This window comes from Streptomyces sp. NPDC006140 (assembly GCF_040628815.1).
Lineage (GTDB): Bacteria > Actinomycetota > Actinomycetes > Streptomycetales > Streptomycetaceae > Streptomyces.
The window spans coordinates 893738-907990 of the sequence record NZ_JBEXTS010000001.1; the positions used below are offsets into that span (position 1 = coordinate 893738).

17 protein-coding genes are annotated in these 14253 nt (G+C 72.5%); 12 read left to right on the plus strand and 5 right to left on the minus strand.

Annotated elements, in window-relative coordinates; all coding sequences use genetic code 11:
- Window positions 1–49: 49 nt before the first annotated feature.
- Both ABZ386_RS04130 and ABZ386_RS04135 read left to right on the plus strand, forming a co-directional pair.
- Window positions 50–871 carry an ABC transporter permease gene (locus tag ABZ386_RS04130; RefSeq protein WP_351331852.1) on the plus strand — a complete coding sequence of 274 codons (822 nt, stop codon included), beginning with the start codon at window positions 50–52 and terminating at the stop codon, window positions 869–871.
- A 56-nt stretch (window positions 872–927) separates the two neighbouring features.
- Window positions 928–1629 carry an AAA family ATPase gene (locus tag ABZ386_RS04135; RefSeq protein WP_351331850.1) on the plus strand — a complete coding sequence of 234 codons (702 nt, stop codon included), beginning with the start codon at window positions 928–930 and terminating at the stop codon, window positions 1627–1629.
- A 35-nt stretch (window positions 1630–1664) separates the two neighbouring features.
- Here ABZ386_RS04135 and ybaK read toward each other — a convergent pair whose 3' ends face one another.
- The 4 genes from ybaK to ABZ386_RS04155 all read right to left on the minus strand — a co-directional run bounded on the left by ybaK (window position 1665) and on the right by ABZ386_RS04155 (window position 5659).
- Window positions 1665–2165 carry a Cys-tRNA(Pro) deacylase gene (gene ybaK / locus ABZ386_RS04140; protein ID WP_356616121.1) on the minus strand — a complete coding sequence of 167 codons (501 nt, stop codon included), beginning with the start codon at window positions 2163–2165 and terminating at the stop codon, window positions 1665–1667.
- Between the two features lie 11 nt (window positions 2166–2176).
- Window positions 2177–2917, minus strand: coding sequence for an LON peptidase substrate-binding domain-containing protein (locus ABZ386_RS04145; protein WP_351331846.1), 741 nt, complete (start codon window positions 2915–2917; stop codon window positions 2177–2179).
- Window positions 2918–2928: 11 nt separating this feature from the next.
- Window positions 2929–3960, minus strand: a complete 1032-nt coding sequence (locus tag ABZ386_RS04150; protein WP_358963513.1) for a hypothetical protein — start codon at window positions 3958–3960, stop codon at window positions 2929–2931.
- Between the two features lie 121 nt (window positions 3961–4081).
- Window positions 4082–5659 (minus strand): oxidoreductase, encoded by a 1578-nt coding sequence (locus tag ABZ386_RS04155; protein WP_351331842.1) that lies wholly within the window; start codon window positions 5657–5659, stop codon window positions 4082–4084.
- A gap of 178 nt (window positions 5660–5837) precedes the next feature.
- On the opposite strand from ABZ386_RS04155, the gene hisD reads away from it, so the two are divergent.
- From hisD to hisF, 8 genes are read left to right on the plus strand one after another with little or no spacing between them, the layout of a single operon-like run.
- Window positions 5838–7163, plus strand: a complete 1326-nt coding sequence (gene hisD, locus ABZ386_RS04160) for a histidinol dehydrogenase (protein ID WP_358963515.1) — start codon at window positions 5838–5840, stop codon at window positions 7161–7163.
- On the plus strand, window positions 7160–8272 hold the full coding sequence (locus ABZ386_RS04165) for a histidinol-phosphate transaminase (RefSeq protein WP_358963518.1): 1113 nt from the start codon (window positions 7160–7162) through the stop codon (window positions 8270–8272). Before hisD ends, ABZ386_RS04165 begins: the two co-directional genes overlap by 4 nt.
- Entirely contained in the window at window positions 8269–8862 is a 594-nt protein-coding gene (gene hisB, locus ABZ386_RS04170) for an imidazoleglycerol-phosphate dehydratase HisB (protein ID WP_003989586.1), read from the plus strand. The genes ABZ386_RS04165 and hisB overlap by 4 nt, the downstream gene beginning before the upstream one ends.
- The gene (locus tag ABZ386_RS04175; protein ID WP_198678126.1) at window positions 8859–9023 is read left to right on the plus strand and encodes a hypothetical protein; all 165 of its coding nucleotides are present in this window, start codon (window positions 8859–8861) and stop codon (window positions 9021–9023) included. The genes hisB and ABZ386_RS04175 overlap by 4 nt, the downstream gene beginning before the upstream one ends.
- On the plus strand, window positions 9014–9664 hold the full coding sequence (gene hisH, locus ABZ386_RS04180; RefSeq protein WP_351331835.1) for an imidazole glycerol phosphate synthase subunit HisH: 651 nt from the start codon (window positions 9014–9016) through the stop codon (window positions 9662–9664). The genes ABZ386_RS04175 and hisH overlap by 10 nt, the downstream gene beginning before the upstream one ends.
- Window positions 9661–10386, plus strand: a complete 726-nt coding sequence (gene priA / locus ABZ386_RS04185; RefSeq protein ID WP_358963521.1) for a bifunctional 1-(5-phosphoribosyl)-5-((5-phosphoribosylamino)methylideneamino)imidazole-4-carboxamide isomerase/phosphoribosylanthranilate isomerase PriA — start codon at window positions 9661–9663, stop codon at window positions 10384–10386. The genes hisH and priA overlap by 4 nt, the downstream gene beginning before the upstream one ends.
- On the plus strand, window positions 10383–10787 hold the full coding sequence (locus tag ABZ386_RS04190) for a RidA family protein (RefSeq protein ID WP_114251514.1): 405 nt from the start codon (window positions 10383–10385) through the stop codon (window positions 10785–10787). Before priA ends, ABZ386_RS04190 begins: the two co-directional genes overlap by 4 nt.
- Window positions 10784–11539: an imidazole glycerol phosphate synthase subunit HisF gene (gene hisF / locus ABZ386_RS04195; RefSeq protein ID WP_351331830.1), complete on the plus strand. Its 756-nt coding sequence runs from the start codon at window positions 10784–10786 to the stop codon at window positions 11537–11539. Before ABZ386_RS04190 ends, hisF begins: the two co-directional genes overlap by 4 nt.
- 55 nt (window positions 11540–11594) lie before the next feature.
- Here hisF and ABZ386_RS04200 read toward each other — a convergent pair whose 3' ends face one another.
- Complete coding sequence (locus ABZ386_RS04200) at window positions 11595–12230, minus strand: TIGR03085 family metal-binding protein (RefSeq protein ID WP_114251512.1); 636 nt, start codon at window positions 12228–12230, stop codon at window positions 11595–11597.
- Between the two features lie 120 nt (window positions 12231–12350).
- On the opposite strand from ABZ386_RS04200, the gene hisI reads away from it, so the two are divergent.
- Both hisI and ABZ386_RS04210 read left to right on the plus strand, forming a co-directional pair.
- Window positions 12351–12749 carry a phosphoribosyl-AMP cyclohydrolase gene (hisI, locus tag ABZ386_RS04205; protein ID WP_351331827.1) on the plus strand — a complete coding sequence of 133 codons (399 nt, stop codon included), beginning with the start codon at window positions 12351–12353 and terminating at the stop codon, window positions 12747–12749.
- Between the two features lie 11 nt (window positions 12750–12760).
- Window positions 12761–14242, plus strand: a complete 1482-nt coding sequence (locus ABZ386_RS04210) for an anthranilate synthase component I (protein ID WP_358963523.1) — start codon at window positions 12761–12763, stop codon at window positions 14240–14242.
- The last annotated feature ends 11 nt before the right edge of the window (window positions 14243–14253 follow it).

Genomic DNA, 14253 nt, shown 5'->3' on the forward strand with positions numbered 1-14253 from the left:
CGAACAGGGCGACTGCCGCAGTGGACCCGACGAAGGGGAGCAGCGCGACGTGAGTGTCGTACCCGCCGATGTCCTGCCGGGCGGTGCCCTGGCCGTGGAGGAGCCCGCCGCGTGCGCGGCCGAGCTCGGACCTCGGGCGCGGCTGTGGCCGTCGCTGGCGGCCGTGTACCGGGCGCAGCTGTCCCGGGCGCGGGTCGCGCGGATCCCGCTGCTGTTCGTGGCGACCTTCCAGTCGGTCGGGATCATGATCCTGATGCGCGGGGTCGTGGACGACGGGGCCGAGGCGCAGGCCGTCGTCGCCGGGTCGTCGGTCCTGGTGGTGGCGTTCGTCGCGCTGAACCTGCTCGCGCAGTACTTCGGGCAGCTGCGGGCCAGTGGCGGCCTCGACCACTACGCGACCCTGCCGGTGCCGCCCGCGGCGGTGGTCCTCGGCGCGGCGGGCGCGTACGCCTCGTTCACCGTGCCCGGGACGGTCGTGACGGCCGTGTTCGGCTGTGTGCTGTTCGGGCTGCCGCTGGCGCATCTGTGGATCCTGGTGGCCGTGATCCCGCTGGCGGGCGCCGCGCTCGCCGGGCTGGGGGCGGCGCTGGGGCTGCTCGCGCCCCGGCCGGAGCTGGCCACGCTGCTCGGGCAGCTGGGCATGTCGGCGGCGCTGCTGCTGGGCGTGCTGCCGGCGGACCGGATGCCGGAGGTGGTCCGCTTCACGCGGGACCTGCTGCCGTCGACCTACGGCGTGGAGGCGTTCGCGCGCACGTTCGGGCCGGATCCCGACTGGGCGTTCGTCCTCGGCGACCTCGCCGTGTGCGGGGTCGTGGGCGTGGTCTCCCTGGCCGTGGCGACCTGGGCGTACCGCCGGGCGGCCGTCCGATGAGCGGGCAGGGATCGTCCGGTGCCGCGGGGCACAGGCGGGCCTGGCACGATGGCAGGGTGACCGCACCACTGACTCCGCCACCGCCACCGCACGAACGTTCCGCACAGGGTTCGTGGCAGCCGCCGGCCGCGGCGCCCGGGGCCGCGGCCCCCGGGTCCCAGCAGGCCGAGTACGCCGAGTACGCGCACGGCTGGTACGGACAGGACGGCCCCGGCATGAAGACGGAAGTACGGGAGGCCGGTGTGGTCGCCCTGGCCGTGGCGCTCGGCGGGGTGCTGCTGGGTGTGCTGTGGTGGTGGCTCGCGCCGCACGTGCCGCTGGTCGGTGACGTGGTGGAGGGGAACTGGGTCGTCTACCTCAAGGACACCGAGGGGGAGCAGGCCGTGGGGGTGGACGGCACGTTCACCCTGCTCGGGCTGGCGTTCGGGGTCGTGAGCGCGCTCGTCGTCTTCCTGCTGCGGCGGCGTGGGGGTGTGCCGCTGGTGGTGGGGCTGGCCGTCGGCGGGCTGCTGGGGTCGTTGCTGGCCTGGCGGCTCGGGGTGTGGCTCGGGCCCGCGGAGGACGTGGTCGCCCATGCGCGGGAGGTGGGCAAGGGAGTGACGTTCTCGGCGCCGCTGAAGCTGGGCGCGAAGGGGGCGTTGCTGGCCTGGCCGCTTGCCGCGCTGGTGCTGCATCTGGGGCTCACGGCGTTGTTCGGGCCTCGGGATCCCGAGCCGGAGTTCGAGCACGGGGCTTATACGTCACAGCCGGGCGCATAGAGCCCAGGCGGGGTGCCGAGGTCAGGAGCCGGCCGCTATGGACGGCCGATCGGGGCCAACACCGCCTCCGTCAGTTTTGCCAGGTCCCCCGGAGCCAGCTCCACCTCCAGGCCCCTCCTCCCCGCCGACACGCAGATCGTCGCGTGCTGTGACGCCGACGCGTCGAGCACCGTCGGGAGTTTCTTGCGCTGGCCCAGGGGTGAGATGCCGCCCCGGACGTATCCCGTCGTGCGTTCCGCCAGGGCCGGGTCGGCCATGGTCGCGCGCTTGCCGCCCACCGCCGCCGCGAGGGCCTTCAGGTCCAGTTGGCCCGCCACCGGCACCACCGCCACCGTCAGCGTGCCGTCGACGTCCGCCACCAGGGTCTTGAAGACGCGGTCGGGGGAGACGCCCATCGCCTCGGCCGCCTCCTCGCCGTAGGAGGGGTGCGCGGGGTCGTGGTCGTAGGAGTGGACCGTGTACTCCGCTCCCGCCGCCGTGAGGGCCACCGTCGCCGGGGTGCCGCCGGACTGCTGCTTCTTCGTCTTCTTCGCCATCCCGGTCCGCTTCAGTTGAGACTCGTCGGGCTCCGCGTCAGCTCCGACGCGGGCAACGACGGCAGACTACGGATGATCGCCGTCTCGGAGCGAAGGACTTTCAGCTCGTCGCGCAGGCGGGACGCCGTGTCGGGCGCCTGGAGCAGGCGCTGCTTGGTCGGGGTGTCCAGCATCATCGCCGCCGCCACGAGGTACGACACCACACCCGGCTCGTCGGGCAGATCGGCGCCGGTCGTCAGGGACCGTTCCCGCGCGCCCGCCAGCCGCTTCTGGTACTGGCGGAACGACCGCAGCACCCCCTCGGCCAGCGGCGCCGCCTCGTCCCCGGGTTCCTCCGCCAGCGGCTCCAGCTCGGCCGTCAGGAAGGGGCCGGACGCCTCGACCGACAGCAGCTTCACCCGGGTCGTGCCCGTCGCCAGCACCTCGAAGGAGCCGTCGGTGCGCTCCCGGATCGTCGCGGCGTCCGCGATGCAGCCCACCTTGTGGAAGGCCTTGGCCGGGTCCGGGCCGAAGCCGGCCAGCGGCCCCCGCTCGGGCAGGGCCGTCGGGTCGGGCATGCCGGGCGCGCTCGGGGCCACCTCGTGGCCGTCGCGGATCGCCACGACGGCGAACCGGCGCGGCTCGTCCTCCGGCGTCTTCAGCAGCTCGCGCATCATGGCGCGATACCGCTCCTCGAAGACGTTGAGCGGGAGCACGAGCCCCGGGAACAGCACCGAGTTCAGGGGGAAGAGGGGGAGCCGGACGGTGGTCACGACGCAAAAGCCTAATGGTCGCCGGAGCGGACTCGTCCGCCCCGTTCACTCCGTGGATGGTCGGACGGCTCGCCGGCGACCGCGGCCCGGACGTCGTCGCGCACCCGGAGGAAGTGGCCGAGCGGGTCGTCCGACACCTGGTCCCAGGGGAAGGAGGTGGCGTACGGGCCGTTCAGCCGCAGTTGCTCGGCGGCGTCCGGCCAGCGCTCCAGGCGCACCAGGACGAAGAGGAGCAGGTTCCGCATCCGGGCGGGCCAGGGGTCGGCCGCCGGCAGCCGGGGGGACAGCGCGATGGCCCGGTCGGCGGCCGCGTCCAGCCGTTCGCGCGGCACCTCGGGCCCGCAGCCGTCGGTGAGGTAGCCGAAGGCCGCCCGCACGCCGAGCGCCTGGACGAGCGCGTCGGCGGGCGCGTCCTGCGCGGCCCGGTCGGCGAAGTCGAAGCACTCGTGGTGCGAACCGTGCCAGTAGGTGGCCAGGTACCGCAGGGCCGCCACGTGGCAGCCGTAGTGGTGCGGGGCCCGGCGCACGGCCGCCGCCCACAGTTCCTCGAAGTACGTGTGCCCGGCCTGCGCGCCGCGGGCGTGGTCGAGCGCGAGCCGCCACGGCACCGGGTCCCGCTGGTCGCCCCGGGCCGCCGCCGTGATCAGCGGGCTGACCTCGCGCAGCGCCTCGGCCCGGGCCGGTGACCGCCAGGCGCGGTCCACCGCCAGCTGCGCCCCGACCAGCAGCGCGTCCGGGTCCTTCGGGGAGGTGGCGAGCCAGGCGTCCAGCCACTCGGGGCGTGAGCGCGCGAAGGCGGCCAGCCGGGTCACGTAGCGGTCGCGCCGCTCCCACTCGCCCGCCGCGCGGGTGGCCAGCAGCAGCCCCGTGGCCGGACCGTGGTCGCCCCGGGCGGCGGCGACCAGCGCCGGGCTCAGTCGCGCGTCGGGCGCGTCGAGCAGCACCTCGTCGTCGGCGCACGGCTCGCCGGCGGGGTGGGAAGCGGTCCTTGTCATCCGGCTCGCTCGGATGAACGGCAGCTGCATCGCCATGGTGCCGACCATTGAAAGACCGCTGGTCACGGCGGCGCCAGAGGGTTCATGGAACCTGCGGAAAGTTGTACGTCCGATGGTCAAGAGAGCGTAAAGATGTGACAGTTCAACAACTCCGGTCACACCAGCACCATCAGTTGCGCCGCAGCAGCCGGGTCGCCCCCGCCGCGACCGTGGTCGCCAGGATCCAGCCCAGCAGGATCATCGCCGTCGCCAGCCACTGCCAGCCCCCGCGCAACTGCCAGAAACCCACCTGGCCCAGGTCGATCACCGGCAGCAGCAGATCGAGGGTGAACAGCGTGGGGTTCCACTCCGGATGCTCGCCCCGCTTCAGCGGTGGATGGCCGGCCTGCGCGAAGGCGAACGAGCCCGCCGCCCACAGCACCGCCATCCACACGGCCGCCCGGCCCGGCCGGTACCCGTAGGCGACCGTCCAGTCCTGCGCGTAGCCCCACAGCTTGGCGGCGAGCGGCAGGCTCTCGCGGTGCCGGCGCTGCTTGGCGAGCAGCACCAACCGGGCGTCCTCGTCCTCCCCGCCGGCCCGCAGCACGGCCGCCAGCCGCTCGTACGGCTCCGGGTTGTACTCGGCGGTCGCCGCCGCCACCCAGTCCAGCCGCTCGGCCAGCGGGAACGGCCCGCGCGGCACCAGGTTCTCGTACGCGAAACCGCCCATGTGCAGCCGCCCCGGGCCGGGCCAGGCGTCCGCCCGGTCCATCAGGTTGATGACCTTCGCGCCCGACAGCACCACACGCCCGCGCGCCGGAGGCTCCCCGAGGAACCGCAGCTCCGGCGTCTGCACCCGGCGCAGCGACAGCTCCTGGTCGTCCGTGAGGGTGAACCGGGCCTGCTCGAAGTCGACGGCGTCACCGAACCGCCCGTCGTCCAGCCGGATCCCGCCCTCGCACTCGAAGCGCTGGATCCGGGTCCCGCGCGCCGGGGTCATCCCGCTCATCGCCTGGGCGCCGACGCCCGCCGGGGTCAGATACAGGCTGCGCTCGACGGTCAGCTGCGGCGCGTTCAGCGCCAGTCGCTCGTACGGGTTGACCAGACGCGCCCCGCGCAGGCTCAGCGACACGCCGATGGTCGCGGCGCGCAGGCTCAGCTCGCCGTGCGACTCCAGCAGCTCCGCCTGTAAGTCCTGCCCCACGGTCATGCCGTCCCCGGCGATCGACCGGCCGCTGCGGTCCCGGTGCACGACCGCCTGGTTGAGCATCAGGTCCGTGCCGATCTGCGCGTCCGTGAGCCGGATGCCGCGGTGGAAGCGGCAGCGGGGCAGATGCAGATCGCCCTCGGTGTGCACCCGGGCCGCCTCCAGGCGCGGCACCGAGCAGTCCACCATCCGTACGGTCGTGAAGCGGGCCTCCGGCAGTAGCACGTCCTGCTCGAACCGGCACCGGCGCAGCTCGACGTACGGCACCACCTGGCCGCCCGCGAGGTCCAGCGAGCCGCTGACCCGCACACCGGCCAGCTTCAGCGAGGACACCCGGCCGGCCAGGGCGGGCGGGCCGTCGAGCAGCAGCCAGCACACGATCCGGGCCCGCACGGTCCGCTCCTCGCCCCACGGGTGGCCGCCGTGCGGATCGTCCACCAGGGCGTCGCCGCTGCTCAGGTCGTACACGGTGCCGTTGCGGAACGCCTGCCACATGCCGGCCTCGGCCGCGGTCAGGTCGTCGGGCAGCTCTCCGGCGCGCACGCCGGCCCCCTCGGTCACAGCTCTTCCTTCCTCCCCGGGTACTCGCCGGTTGGTTCCTTCGTACAACTGTTCATGCCCGCTGGGTGACGACTCGAAAGCAGGGAGTGAAGGGGATCTTCCGGCTGCGCGCGACGCGCTGTATCAGCCATTGATACGCGCGGACGGCGCCTCACCCGGGTCTGAGAGAATTGAGCACGTGATCTCCCGAATCGATCTGCGCGGCGACGCCCTTCCTGAGGGACCCGCCCTGCGTGACCTGCTGCCCCGAGCCGAGTTCGACGTATCGGCCGCCCTGGAGAAGGTGCGTCCGATCTGCGAGGACGTGCATCATCGGGGCGACGCGGCGCTGATCGAGTACGCCGAGCGGTTCGACGGGGTCAGGCTCGACCAGGTGCGGGTGCCGGCCGCCGCGCTCACGCGCGCGCTGGAGGAGCTCGACCCGGCCGTGCGCGCGGCCCTGGAGGAGTCCATCCGCCGCGCCCGGATCGTCCACCGCGAGCAGCGCCGCTCCCCGCACACCACCCAGGTCGTGCCCGGCGGCAGCGTGACCGAGAAGTGGGTTCCGGTCGAGCGGGTCGGGCTGTACGCGCCCGGCGGCCGGTCGGTGTATCCGTCGTCCGTGATCATGAACGTGGTGCCCGCGCAGGAGGCCGGCGTCGAGTCCATCGCGCTCGCCTCGCCCGCCCAGGCCGACTTCGGCGGCCTGCCGCACCCCACGATCCTCGCCGCCTGCGCCCTGCTCGGTGTCGACGAGGTGTACGCGGCCGGCGGCGCCACGGCCGTCGCGATGTTCGCCCACGGCACCGAGTCCTGCCCGCCCGCCAACATGGTGACCGGCCCCGGCAACATCTGGGTCGCCGCCGCCAAGCGCTACTTCACCGGCAAGATCGGCATCGACGCCGAGGCCGGCCCGACCGAGATCGCGGTCCTCGCCGACGACACGGCCGACCCGGTCCACGTCGCCTCCGACCTGATCAGCCAGGCCGAGCACGACCCGCTGGCCGCCGCCGTCCTGGTCACCGACTCCGTGGCGCTCGCGGACGCGGTGGAGAAGGAACTGGAGCCGCAGGTCGCCGCCACCCGGCACGTCGACGACCGGATCGTCCCGGCCCTGTCCGGCAAGCAGTCCGCGATCGTCCTGGTCGACGGCATCGAAGAGGGCCTGCGGGTGGTCGACGCGTACGGCGCCGAGCACCTGGAGATCCAGACGGCCGACGCCGCCGCCGTGGCCGACCGGGTGAAGAACGCCGGCGCGATCTTCGTCGGCCCCTGGGCGCCCGTCTCGCTGGGCGACTACGCGGCCGGCTCCAACCACGTCCTGCCCACCGGCGGCTGCGCCTGCCACTCCTCCGGCCTGTCCGTCCAGTCCTTCCTGCGCGGCATCCACATCGTCGACTACACGAAGGACGCGCTGGCCGAGGTCGCGCACCACGTGGTCACGCTGGCCGAGGCGGAGGACCTGCCGGCCCACGGCGCGGCGATCAAGGCGAGGTTCGACTGGAAGGTTCCGCAGGGCAAGTGAGCGACGTACGCATCGACGATCTCCCCGTACGGGACGAACTGCGCGGCAAGTCCCCCTACGGCGCCCCGCAGCTGGACGTCCCCGTACGGCTGAACACCAACGAGAACCCCTACCCGCTGCCCGAGCCGCTGGTCGAGCGCATCGCCGAGCGGGTCCGCGAGGCGGCCCGGAACCTCAACCGCTACCCGGACCGGGACGCCGTCGAGCTGCGCACCAGGCTCGCCGAGTACCTGACGAAGACCTCCGGGTACGAGGTCGGGCTGCCCCACGTCTGGGCCGCCAACGGCTCCAACGAGGTCATCCAGCAGCTGCTGCAGACCTTCGGCGGGCCGGGCCGCACCGCGATCGGCTTCGAGCCGTCGTACTCGATGCACGCCCTGATCGCGCGCGGCACCGGCACGGGCTGGATCTCCGGGCCCCGGGGCGACGACTTCACGATCGACCTCGCCGCCGCCCGGACGGCCATCGCCGAGAACCAGCCGGACGTCGTCTTCATCACCACCCCCAACAACCCCACCGGCAACGCGGTCCCGCCCGAGACGGTCCTCGCGCTGTACGAGGCCGCGCAGGCGGCGAAGCCGTCGATGGTGGTGGTGGACGAGGCGTACATCGAGTTCAGCCACGGCGACTCGCTGCTGCCGCTGCTCGACGGGCGACCGAACCTCGTCATCTCCCGCACGATGTCGAAGGCGTTCGGCGCGGCGGGCCTGCGCCTCGGCTACCTCGCCGCGCACCCGGCCGTCGTCGACGCCGTCCAGCTGGTCCGGCTGCCCTACCACCTGTCGGCCGTCACCCAGGCGACCGCCCTGGCCGCCCTGGAGCACACCGACACCCTGCTGGGCTACGTCGAGCAGCTCAAGGCCGAGCGCGACCGCCTGGTCACCGAACTGCGCGCGACCGGCTACGAGGTCGTCGAGTCCGACGCCAACTTCGTGCAGTTCGGCCGGTTCGAGGACGCGCACACGGCCTGGCAGAAGATCCTCGACCGGGGCGTCCTGGTCCGGGACAACGGCATCCCCGGGTGGCTGCGCGTGTCGGCCGGAACCCCTGAAGAGAACGACGCGTTCCTCGACGCGGTCCGTGCACTGAAGAAGGAGCAGAGTTCATGAGCCGCACCGGACGCGTGGAGCGGACGACCAAGGAGACCTCGGTCCTCGTCGAGATAGACCTCGACGGCACGGGCAAGACGGAGATCTCCACCGGCGTCGGCTTCTACGACCACATGCTCGACCAGCTCGGCCGCCACGGTCTGTTCGACCTGACCGTGAAGACCGAGGGCGACCTGCACATCGACTCGCACCACACCATCGAGGACACCGCCCTCGCCCTCGGCGCCGCGTTCAAGCAGGCCCTCGGCGACAAGGTCGGCATCTACCGCTTCGGCAACTGCACGGTCCCGCTGGACGAGTCCCTCGCCCAGGTCACCGTCGACCTGTCCGGCCGCCCCTACCTCGTGCACACCGAGCCCGAGAAGATGGCGCCGATGATCGGCGAGTACGACACCACCATGACCCGGCACATCCTGGAGTCCTTCGTGGCACAGGCGCAGATCGCGCTGCACGTGCACGTGCCCTACGGGCGCAACGCGCACCACATCGTGGAGTGCCAGTTCAAGGCGCTCGCCCGGGCCCTGCGGTACGCCTCCGAGCGCGACCCGCGCGCCGCCGGCATCCTCCCCTCCACGAAGGGCGCCCTGTGAACGGCATCTCGACCCTGCTGATCGTCGTCGGCCTGTTCCTCGTCGGCGGGATCTACTCCTTCGTCAAGCAGAAGATGCCCAAGGGCCTGATCGTGCTGCTGTCCATCGGCGCCGCGATGTGCCTGCTGGCCGGCATCGTGAGGCTGGAGGTGTGGAATTGAGCGCCCCTCGCAAGAAGGTCGTCGTCTTCGACTACGGCTTCGGCAACGTCCGCTCCGCCGAGCGCGCCCTCGCCCGCGCCGGAGCCGACGTCGAGATAACCCGTGACTACGACAAGGCCCTGAACGCCGACGGGCTGCTCGTGCCGGGCGTCGGCGCCTTCGCCTCCTGCATGAAGGGCCTGCGCGAGGCACGCGGCGACTGGATCGTCGACCGCCGGCTCTCCGGCGGCCGCCCGGTCATGGGCATCTGCGTCGGCATGCAGATCCTCTTCGCCCGCGGCATCGAGCACGGCGTGGAGAGCGAGGGCCTCGACGAGTGGCCCGGCTCCGTCGAGCCGCTCCAGGCCGAGATCGTGCCCCACATGGGCTGGAACACCGTCGAGGCGGCGCCCGGCTCGCGGCTCTTCGCCGGCCTGGACGCCGACGCCCGCTTCTACTTCGTGCACTCCTACGCCGTCCACGACTGGTCGCTGGAGACGCACAACCCGGCCATCGAGGCCCCCAAGGTCACCTGGTCCACCCACGGCAAGCCGTTCGTCGCGGCCGTCGAGAACGGCGCCCTGTGGGCCACCCAGTTCCACCCCGAGAAGTCCGGCGACGCCGGAGCCCAGCTCCTCACCAACTGGATCGGAACCCTGTGAGCAAGCTCGAACTCCTCCCCGCCGTCGACGTCCGCGACGGCCAGGCCGTCCGCCTGGTCCACGGCGAGTCCGGCACCGAGACCTCCTACGGCTCCCCGCTGGAGGCCGCCCTCGCCTGGCAGCGCTCCGGCGCCGAGTGGCTGCACCTGGTCGACCTGGACGCCGCCTTCGGCACCGGGAACAACCGCGAGCTGATCGCCGAGGTCGCCCAGGCGATGGACATCAAGGTCGAGCTGTCCGGCGGCATCCGCGACGACGACACCCTCGCCGCCGCCCTCGCCACCGGCTGCACCCGCGTGAACCTGGGCACGGCCGCCCTGGAGACCCCGGAGTGGGTCGCCAAGGTCATCGCCGAGCACGGCGACAAGATCGCCGTCGGCCTGGACGTCCGGGGCACCACCCTGCGCGGCCGCGGCTGGACCCGCGACGGCGGCGACCTCTACGAGACGCTGGAGCGCCTCAACAAGGAGGGCTGCGCCCGCTACGTCGTCACCGACATCGCCAAGGACGGCACGCTCCAGGGCCCCAACCTGGAGCTGCTGAAGAACGTCTGCGCGGCGACGGACCGCCCGGTGGTGGCCTCCGGCGGTGTCTCGTCGCTCGACGACCTCCGTGCGATCGCCGCGCTCGTCCCGCTCGGTGTCGAGGGCGCGATCGTAGGGAAGGCGCTGTACGCGAAGGCGTTCACCCTGGAAGAAGCCTTGGAGGCTGTGTCGTCATGACGTCCGAAGCCGTGCGGCGGGTGCAGAGCGGAAGTCCCTGGGAAGAGAGTTTCGGTTTCGCACGCGCCGTGGCGGCGGGCGATCGGGTGCTGGTGGCGGGCACGACCCCCTTCAAGGGGGATGTGCTGTACGGGGAGGGCGACCCGTACGAGCAGGCCAAGGCGGCCTTCACCAGTGCCCTCGAAGCGATCGGCGAGTTCGGGCTCGGTATCGGGTCCGTGGTCCGGACGCGAATGTATCTGGCACACACGCGCGACCTCGACGAGGTGGGCCGGGCCCACAAGGAGCTGTTCGACTCGGTGCGCCCGGTCGCGTCCTTCCTCGTGGTGGACGGCTTCGTCGACCCGCGCGTCCTGGTGTCGGTGGAACTAGAGGCATTCAGAGGAACGGTGGATTCATGACCCTGGCGGTCCGAGTCATCCCCTGCCTGGACGTGGACAACGGCCGGGTCGTCAAGGGCGTCAACTTCCAGAACCTGCGCGACGCGGGCGACCCCGTCGAGATGGCCAAGGTGTACGACACCGAGGGCGCCGACGAGCTGACGTTCCTGGACATCACCGCCTCGTCGGGCAACCGCGAGACGACCTACGACGTGGTGCGCCGCACGGCCGAGCAGGTGTTCATCCCGCTCACCGTCGGCGGCGGCGTCCGCACCGCCGAGGACGTCGACAAGCTGCTGCGGGCCGGCGCGGACAAGGTCGGCGTCAACACCGCCGCCATCGCCCGCCCCGACCTGATCCGTGAGATCGCCGAGCGCTTCGGCCGCCAGGTCCTGGTCCTCTCGGTCGACGCCCGCCGCACGGAGTCGGGCTCCTTCGAGGTGACCACCCACGGCGGCCGCCGCGGCACCGGCATCGACGCCGTCGAGTGGGCGCACCGGGCGGCCGAGCTGGGCGCCGGCGAGATCCTGCTCAACTCGATGGACGCCGACGGCACCAAGGACGGCTACGACCTGGAGATGATCAGGGCCGTACGCAAGCACGTCACCGTCCCGGTCATCGCCTCGGGCGGCGCGGGCAGGCTGACGGACTTCCCGCCGGCCATCGAGGCGGGCGCGGACGCGGTGCTGGCCGCGTCGGTGTTCCACTTCGGGGACCTGCGGATCGGCCAGGTGAAGGACACCCTGCGGGAAGCGGGTCACCCGGTGCGGTGACGCCCCCGCCGGCAGCCCCGGCCGCGCTCGCGGCCGGGGCTGCCGCACGTCGTGCTCAGATCCCGAGCTGCTTCGTCTCGTGCAGCTTCGCGATCGCGTTCTCGTCGCCGTCCAGGTCCACCTTGGCGGCGCTCTGGCGGCCGTAGGAGAACAGGACCAGCTCCGACGGCTCGCCGGTGACCGTGACCACCGGGGTACCGCGCTGGGCGACCGCCGTCTGGCCGTCCGGGCGGCGCAGCACCAGGCCCGTCGGGACGCCGCGGCCCATCAGGCGGGCGGTCTTCTCCAGACGGGACCACAGGGCGTCCTGGAAGACCGGGTCGAGCTCGCGCGGGGACCAGTCGGGCTGGGCGCGCCGGACGTCCTCCGTGTGGACGTAGAACTCGATGATGTTCGACATCTCGTCGACCGGCTTGAGCGAGAAGGGGGAGAAACGCGGCGGGCCCGTACGGATCAGCTGGATCAGCTCCTCGTACGGCTTGTCCGTGTACTCCGCCATCACCCGGTCCAGGCGCGGCGCGAGCTGCTTGATCAGTATTCCGCCGGCGGCGTCCGGGCGGCGCTCGCGCACCACCACGTGCGCGGCGAGGTCCCGGGTCGTCCAGCCCTCGCACAGGGTGGGCGCGTCCGGGCCCGCGGTCTCCAACAGGTCGGCGAGGAGAAGTCGTTCACGCTTGGCATGGGTCGACATGGAGCCAGCCTACGACCGGCCCCCGACTCCGCCCAGCGGACCTGCCGTTCCCGGCCCGGGCCGGTCCGCCCAGTGGACACGGCACCTGCGCTGTCAGTGGCGCGCGGCACAATGGTCGGCATGACCAGCTCGTCCCCCCGGCCCAGCCGTCTCGACCCCGAGATCGCCGCCCGCCTCAAGCGCAGCGCCGACGGCCTTCTGCCCGCCATCGCCCAGCAGTACGACACCGGAGAGGTGCTCATGCTCGGCTGGATGGACGACGAGGCCCTGCACCGCACGCTCACCACCGGCCGGTGCACGTACTGGTCGCGCAGCCGCCGGGAGTACTGGGTCAAGGGCGACACCTCCGGCCACGTCCAGTGGGTGAAGTCCGTCGCCCTCGACTGCGACGCCGACACCGTCCTGGTCAAGGTCGACCAGGTCGGCGCCGCCTGCCACACCGGCGCCCGCACCTGCTTCGACGAGGACGTCCTCGTCAAGGACGACGGCGGCTCCGACGTCTCCGCCCCGGATCAGTAAGGTCAGCCGCCATGGACCTCGAGACGTTCCGCAAGCTCGCCACCGACCGGCGGGTCATCCCGGTCACCCGCAAGCTCCTCGCCGACGGCGACACGCCGGTGGCGCTCTACCGCAAGCTCGCCGCCGAGCGCCCCGGCACCTTCCTGCTGGAGTCCGCTGAGAACGGCCGCTCGTGGTCCCGCTACTCGTTCGTGGGAGTCCGCAGCGCCGCCACGCTCACCGAGCGCGACGGGCAGGCCCACTGGCTCGGCGCCCCGCCCGTCGGCGTCCCCACCGAAGGCGACCCCCTCGCCGCCCTGCGCGCCACCATCGAGGCGCTGCACACCCCGCACCAGGAGGGCATGCCGCCCTTCACCGGCGGCATGGTCGGCTACCTCGGCTACGACATCGTCCGCCGCCTGGAGAAGATCGGCCCCGGCGACCGCGACGACCTGAAGCTGCCCGAGCTGACCATGCTCCTCACCAGCGACCTGGCCGTCATGGACCACTGGGAGGGCTCGGTCCTGCTGATCGCCAACGCGATCAACCACAACGACCTGGAGACCGGCGTCGACGAGGCCCACGCCGACGCCGTCGCCCGGCTCGACGCCATGGAGGCCGACCTCTCCCGCCCGGTCGCCCAGCCCCCGGCCGTCCTCCCGCCCTCCGAGCTGCCCGAGTACACCGCGCTGTGGGGCGGCCCCGACTTCCAGGAGGCCGTCGAGGACATCAAGGAGCGCATCCGGGCCGGCGAGGCCTTCCAGGTGGTCCCCTCCCAGCGCTTCGAGACGCCGTGCACGGCGAGCGCGCTGGACGTCTACCGGGTGCTGCGGGCCACCAACCCCTCGCCGTACATGTACCTGTTCCGCTTCGACGGCTTCGACGTCGTCGGCTCCTCCCCGGAGGCCCTGGTCAAGGTCGAGGACGGCCGGGCCATGGTCCACCCCATCGCCGGCACCCGCTGGCGCGGCGCCACCCCGCAGGAGGACCAGGCCCTCGCCGACGAGCTGCTCGCCGACCCCAAGGAGCGCGCCGAGCACCTCATGCTCGTCGACCTGGGGCGCAACGACCTGGGGCGGGTCTGCGAGCCGGGCTCCGTCGAGGTCGTCGACTTCATGTCCGTCGAGCGGTACTCGCACGTGATGCACATCGTCTCCACGGTGACCGGCCGCGTGGCCGCCGGGCGCACGGCCTTCGACGTCCTCACCGCCTGCTTCCCGGCCGGCACCCTCTCCGGCGCCCCCAAGCCCCGCGCCATGCAGATCATCGACGAACTGGAGCCGTCCCGGCGCGGCCTGTACGGCGGCTGCGTCGGCTACCTCGACTTCGCCGGCGACTCCGACACGGCCATCGCCATCCGCACCGCCCTGCTGCGCGACGGCACCGCCTACGTGCAGGCCGGGGCGGGCATCGTCGCCGACTCCGACCCGGTCGCCGAGGACACCGAGTGCCGCAACAAGGCGGCCGCCGTCCTGCGGGCCGTGCACACGGCGAACCGGCTGGGAAAGGCCTGAGACGGCCCCCG

Excerpts from the sequence above, each read along its gene's own strand:
- hisI (WP_351331827.1), top strand. The coding sequence starts at position 12,351 with ATGACCAGCTCGTCCCCCCGGCCCAGCCGTCTCGACCCCGAGATCGCC.
- hisB (WP_003989586.1), top strand. The coding sequence starts at position 8,269 with ATGAGCCGCACCGGACGCGTGGAGCGGACGACCAAGGAGACCTCGGTC.
- ABZ386_RS04210 (WP_358963523.1), top strand. The coding sequence starts at position 12,761 with ATGGACCTCGAGACGTTCCGCAAGCTCGCCACCGACCGGCGGGTCATC.
- hisF (WP_351331830.1), top strand. The coding sequence starts at position 10,784 with ATGACCCTGGCGGTCCGAGTCATCCCCTGCCTGGACGTGGACAACGGC.
- ABZ386_RS04150 (WP_358963513.1), bottom strand. The coding sequence starts at position 3,960 with ATGGTCGGCACCATGGCGATGCAGCTGCCGTTCATCCGAGCGAGCCGG.
- ABZ386_RS04200 (WP_114251512.1), bottom strand. The coding sequence starts at position 12,230 with ATGTCGACCCATGCCAAGCGTGAACGACTTCTCCTCGCCGACCTGTTG.
- ybaK (WP_356616121.1), bottom strand. The coding sequence starts at position 2,165 with ATGGCGAAGAAGACGAAGAAGCAGCAGTCCGGCGGCACCCCGGCGACG.
- ABZ386_RS04190 (WP_114251514.1), top strand. The coding sequence starts at position 10,383 with ATGACGTCCGAAGCCGTGCGGCGGGTGCAGAGCGGAAGTCCCTGGGAA.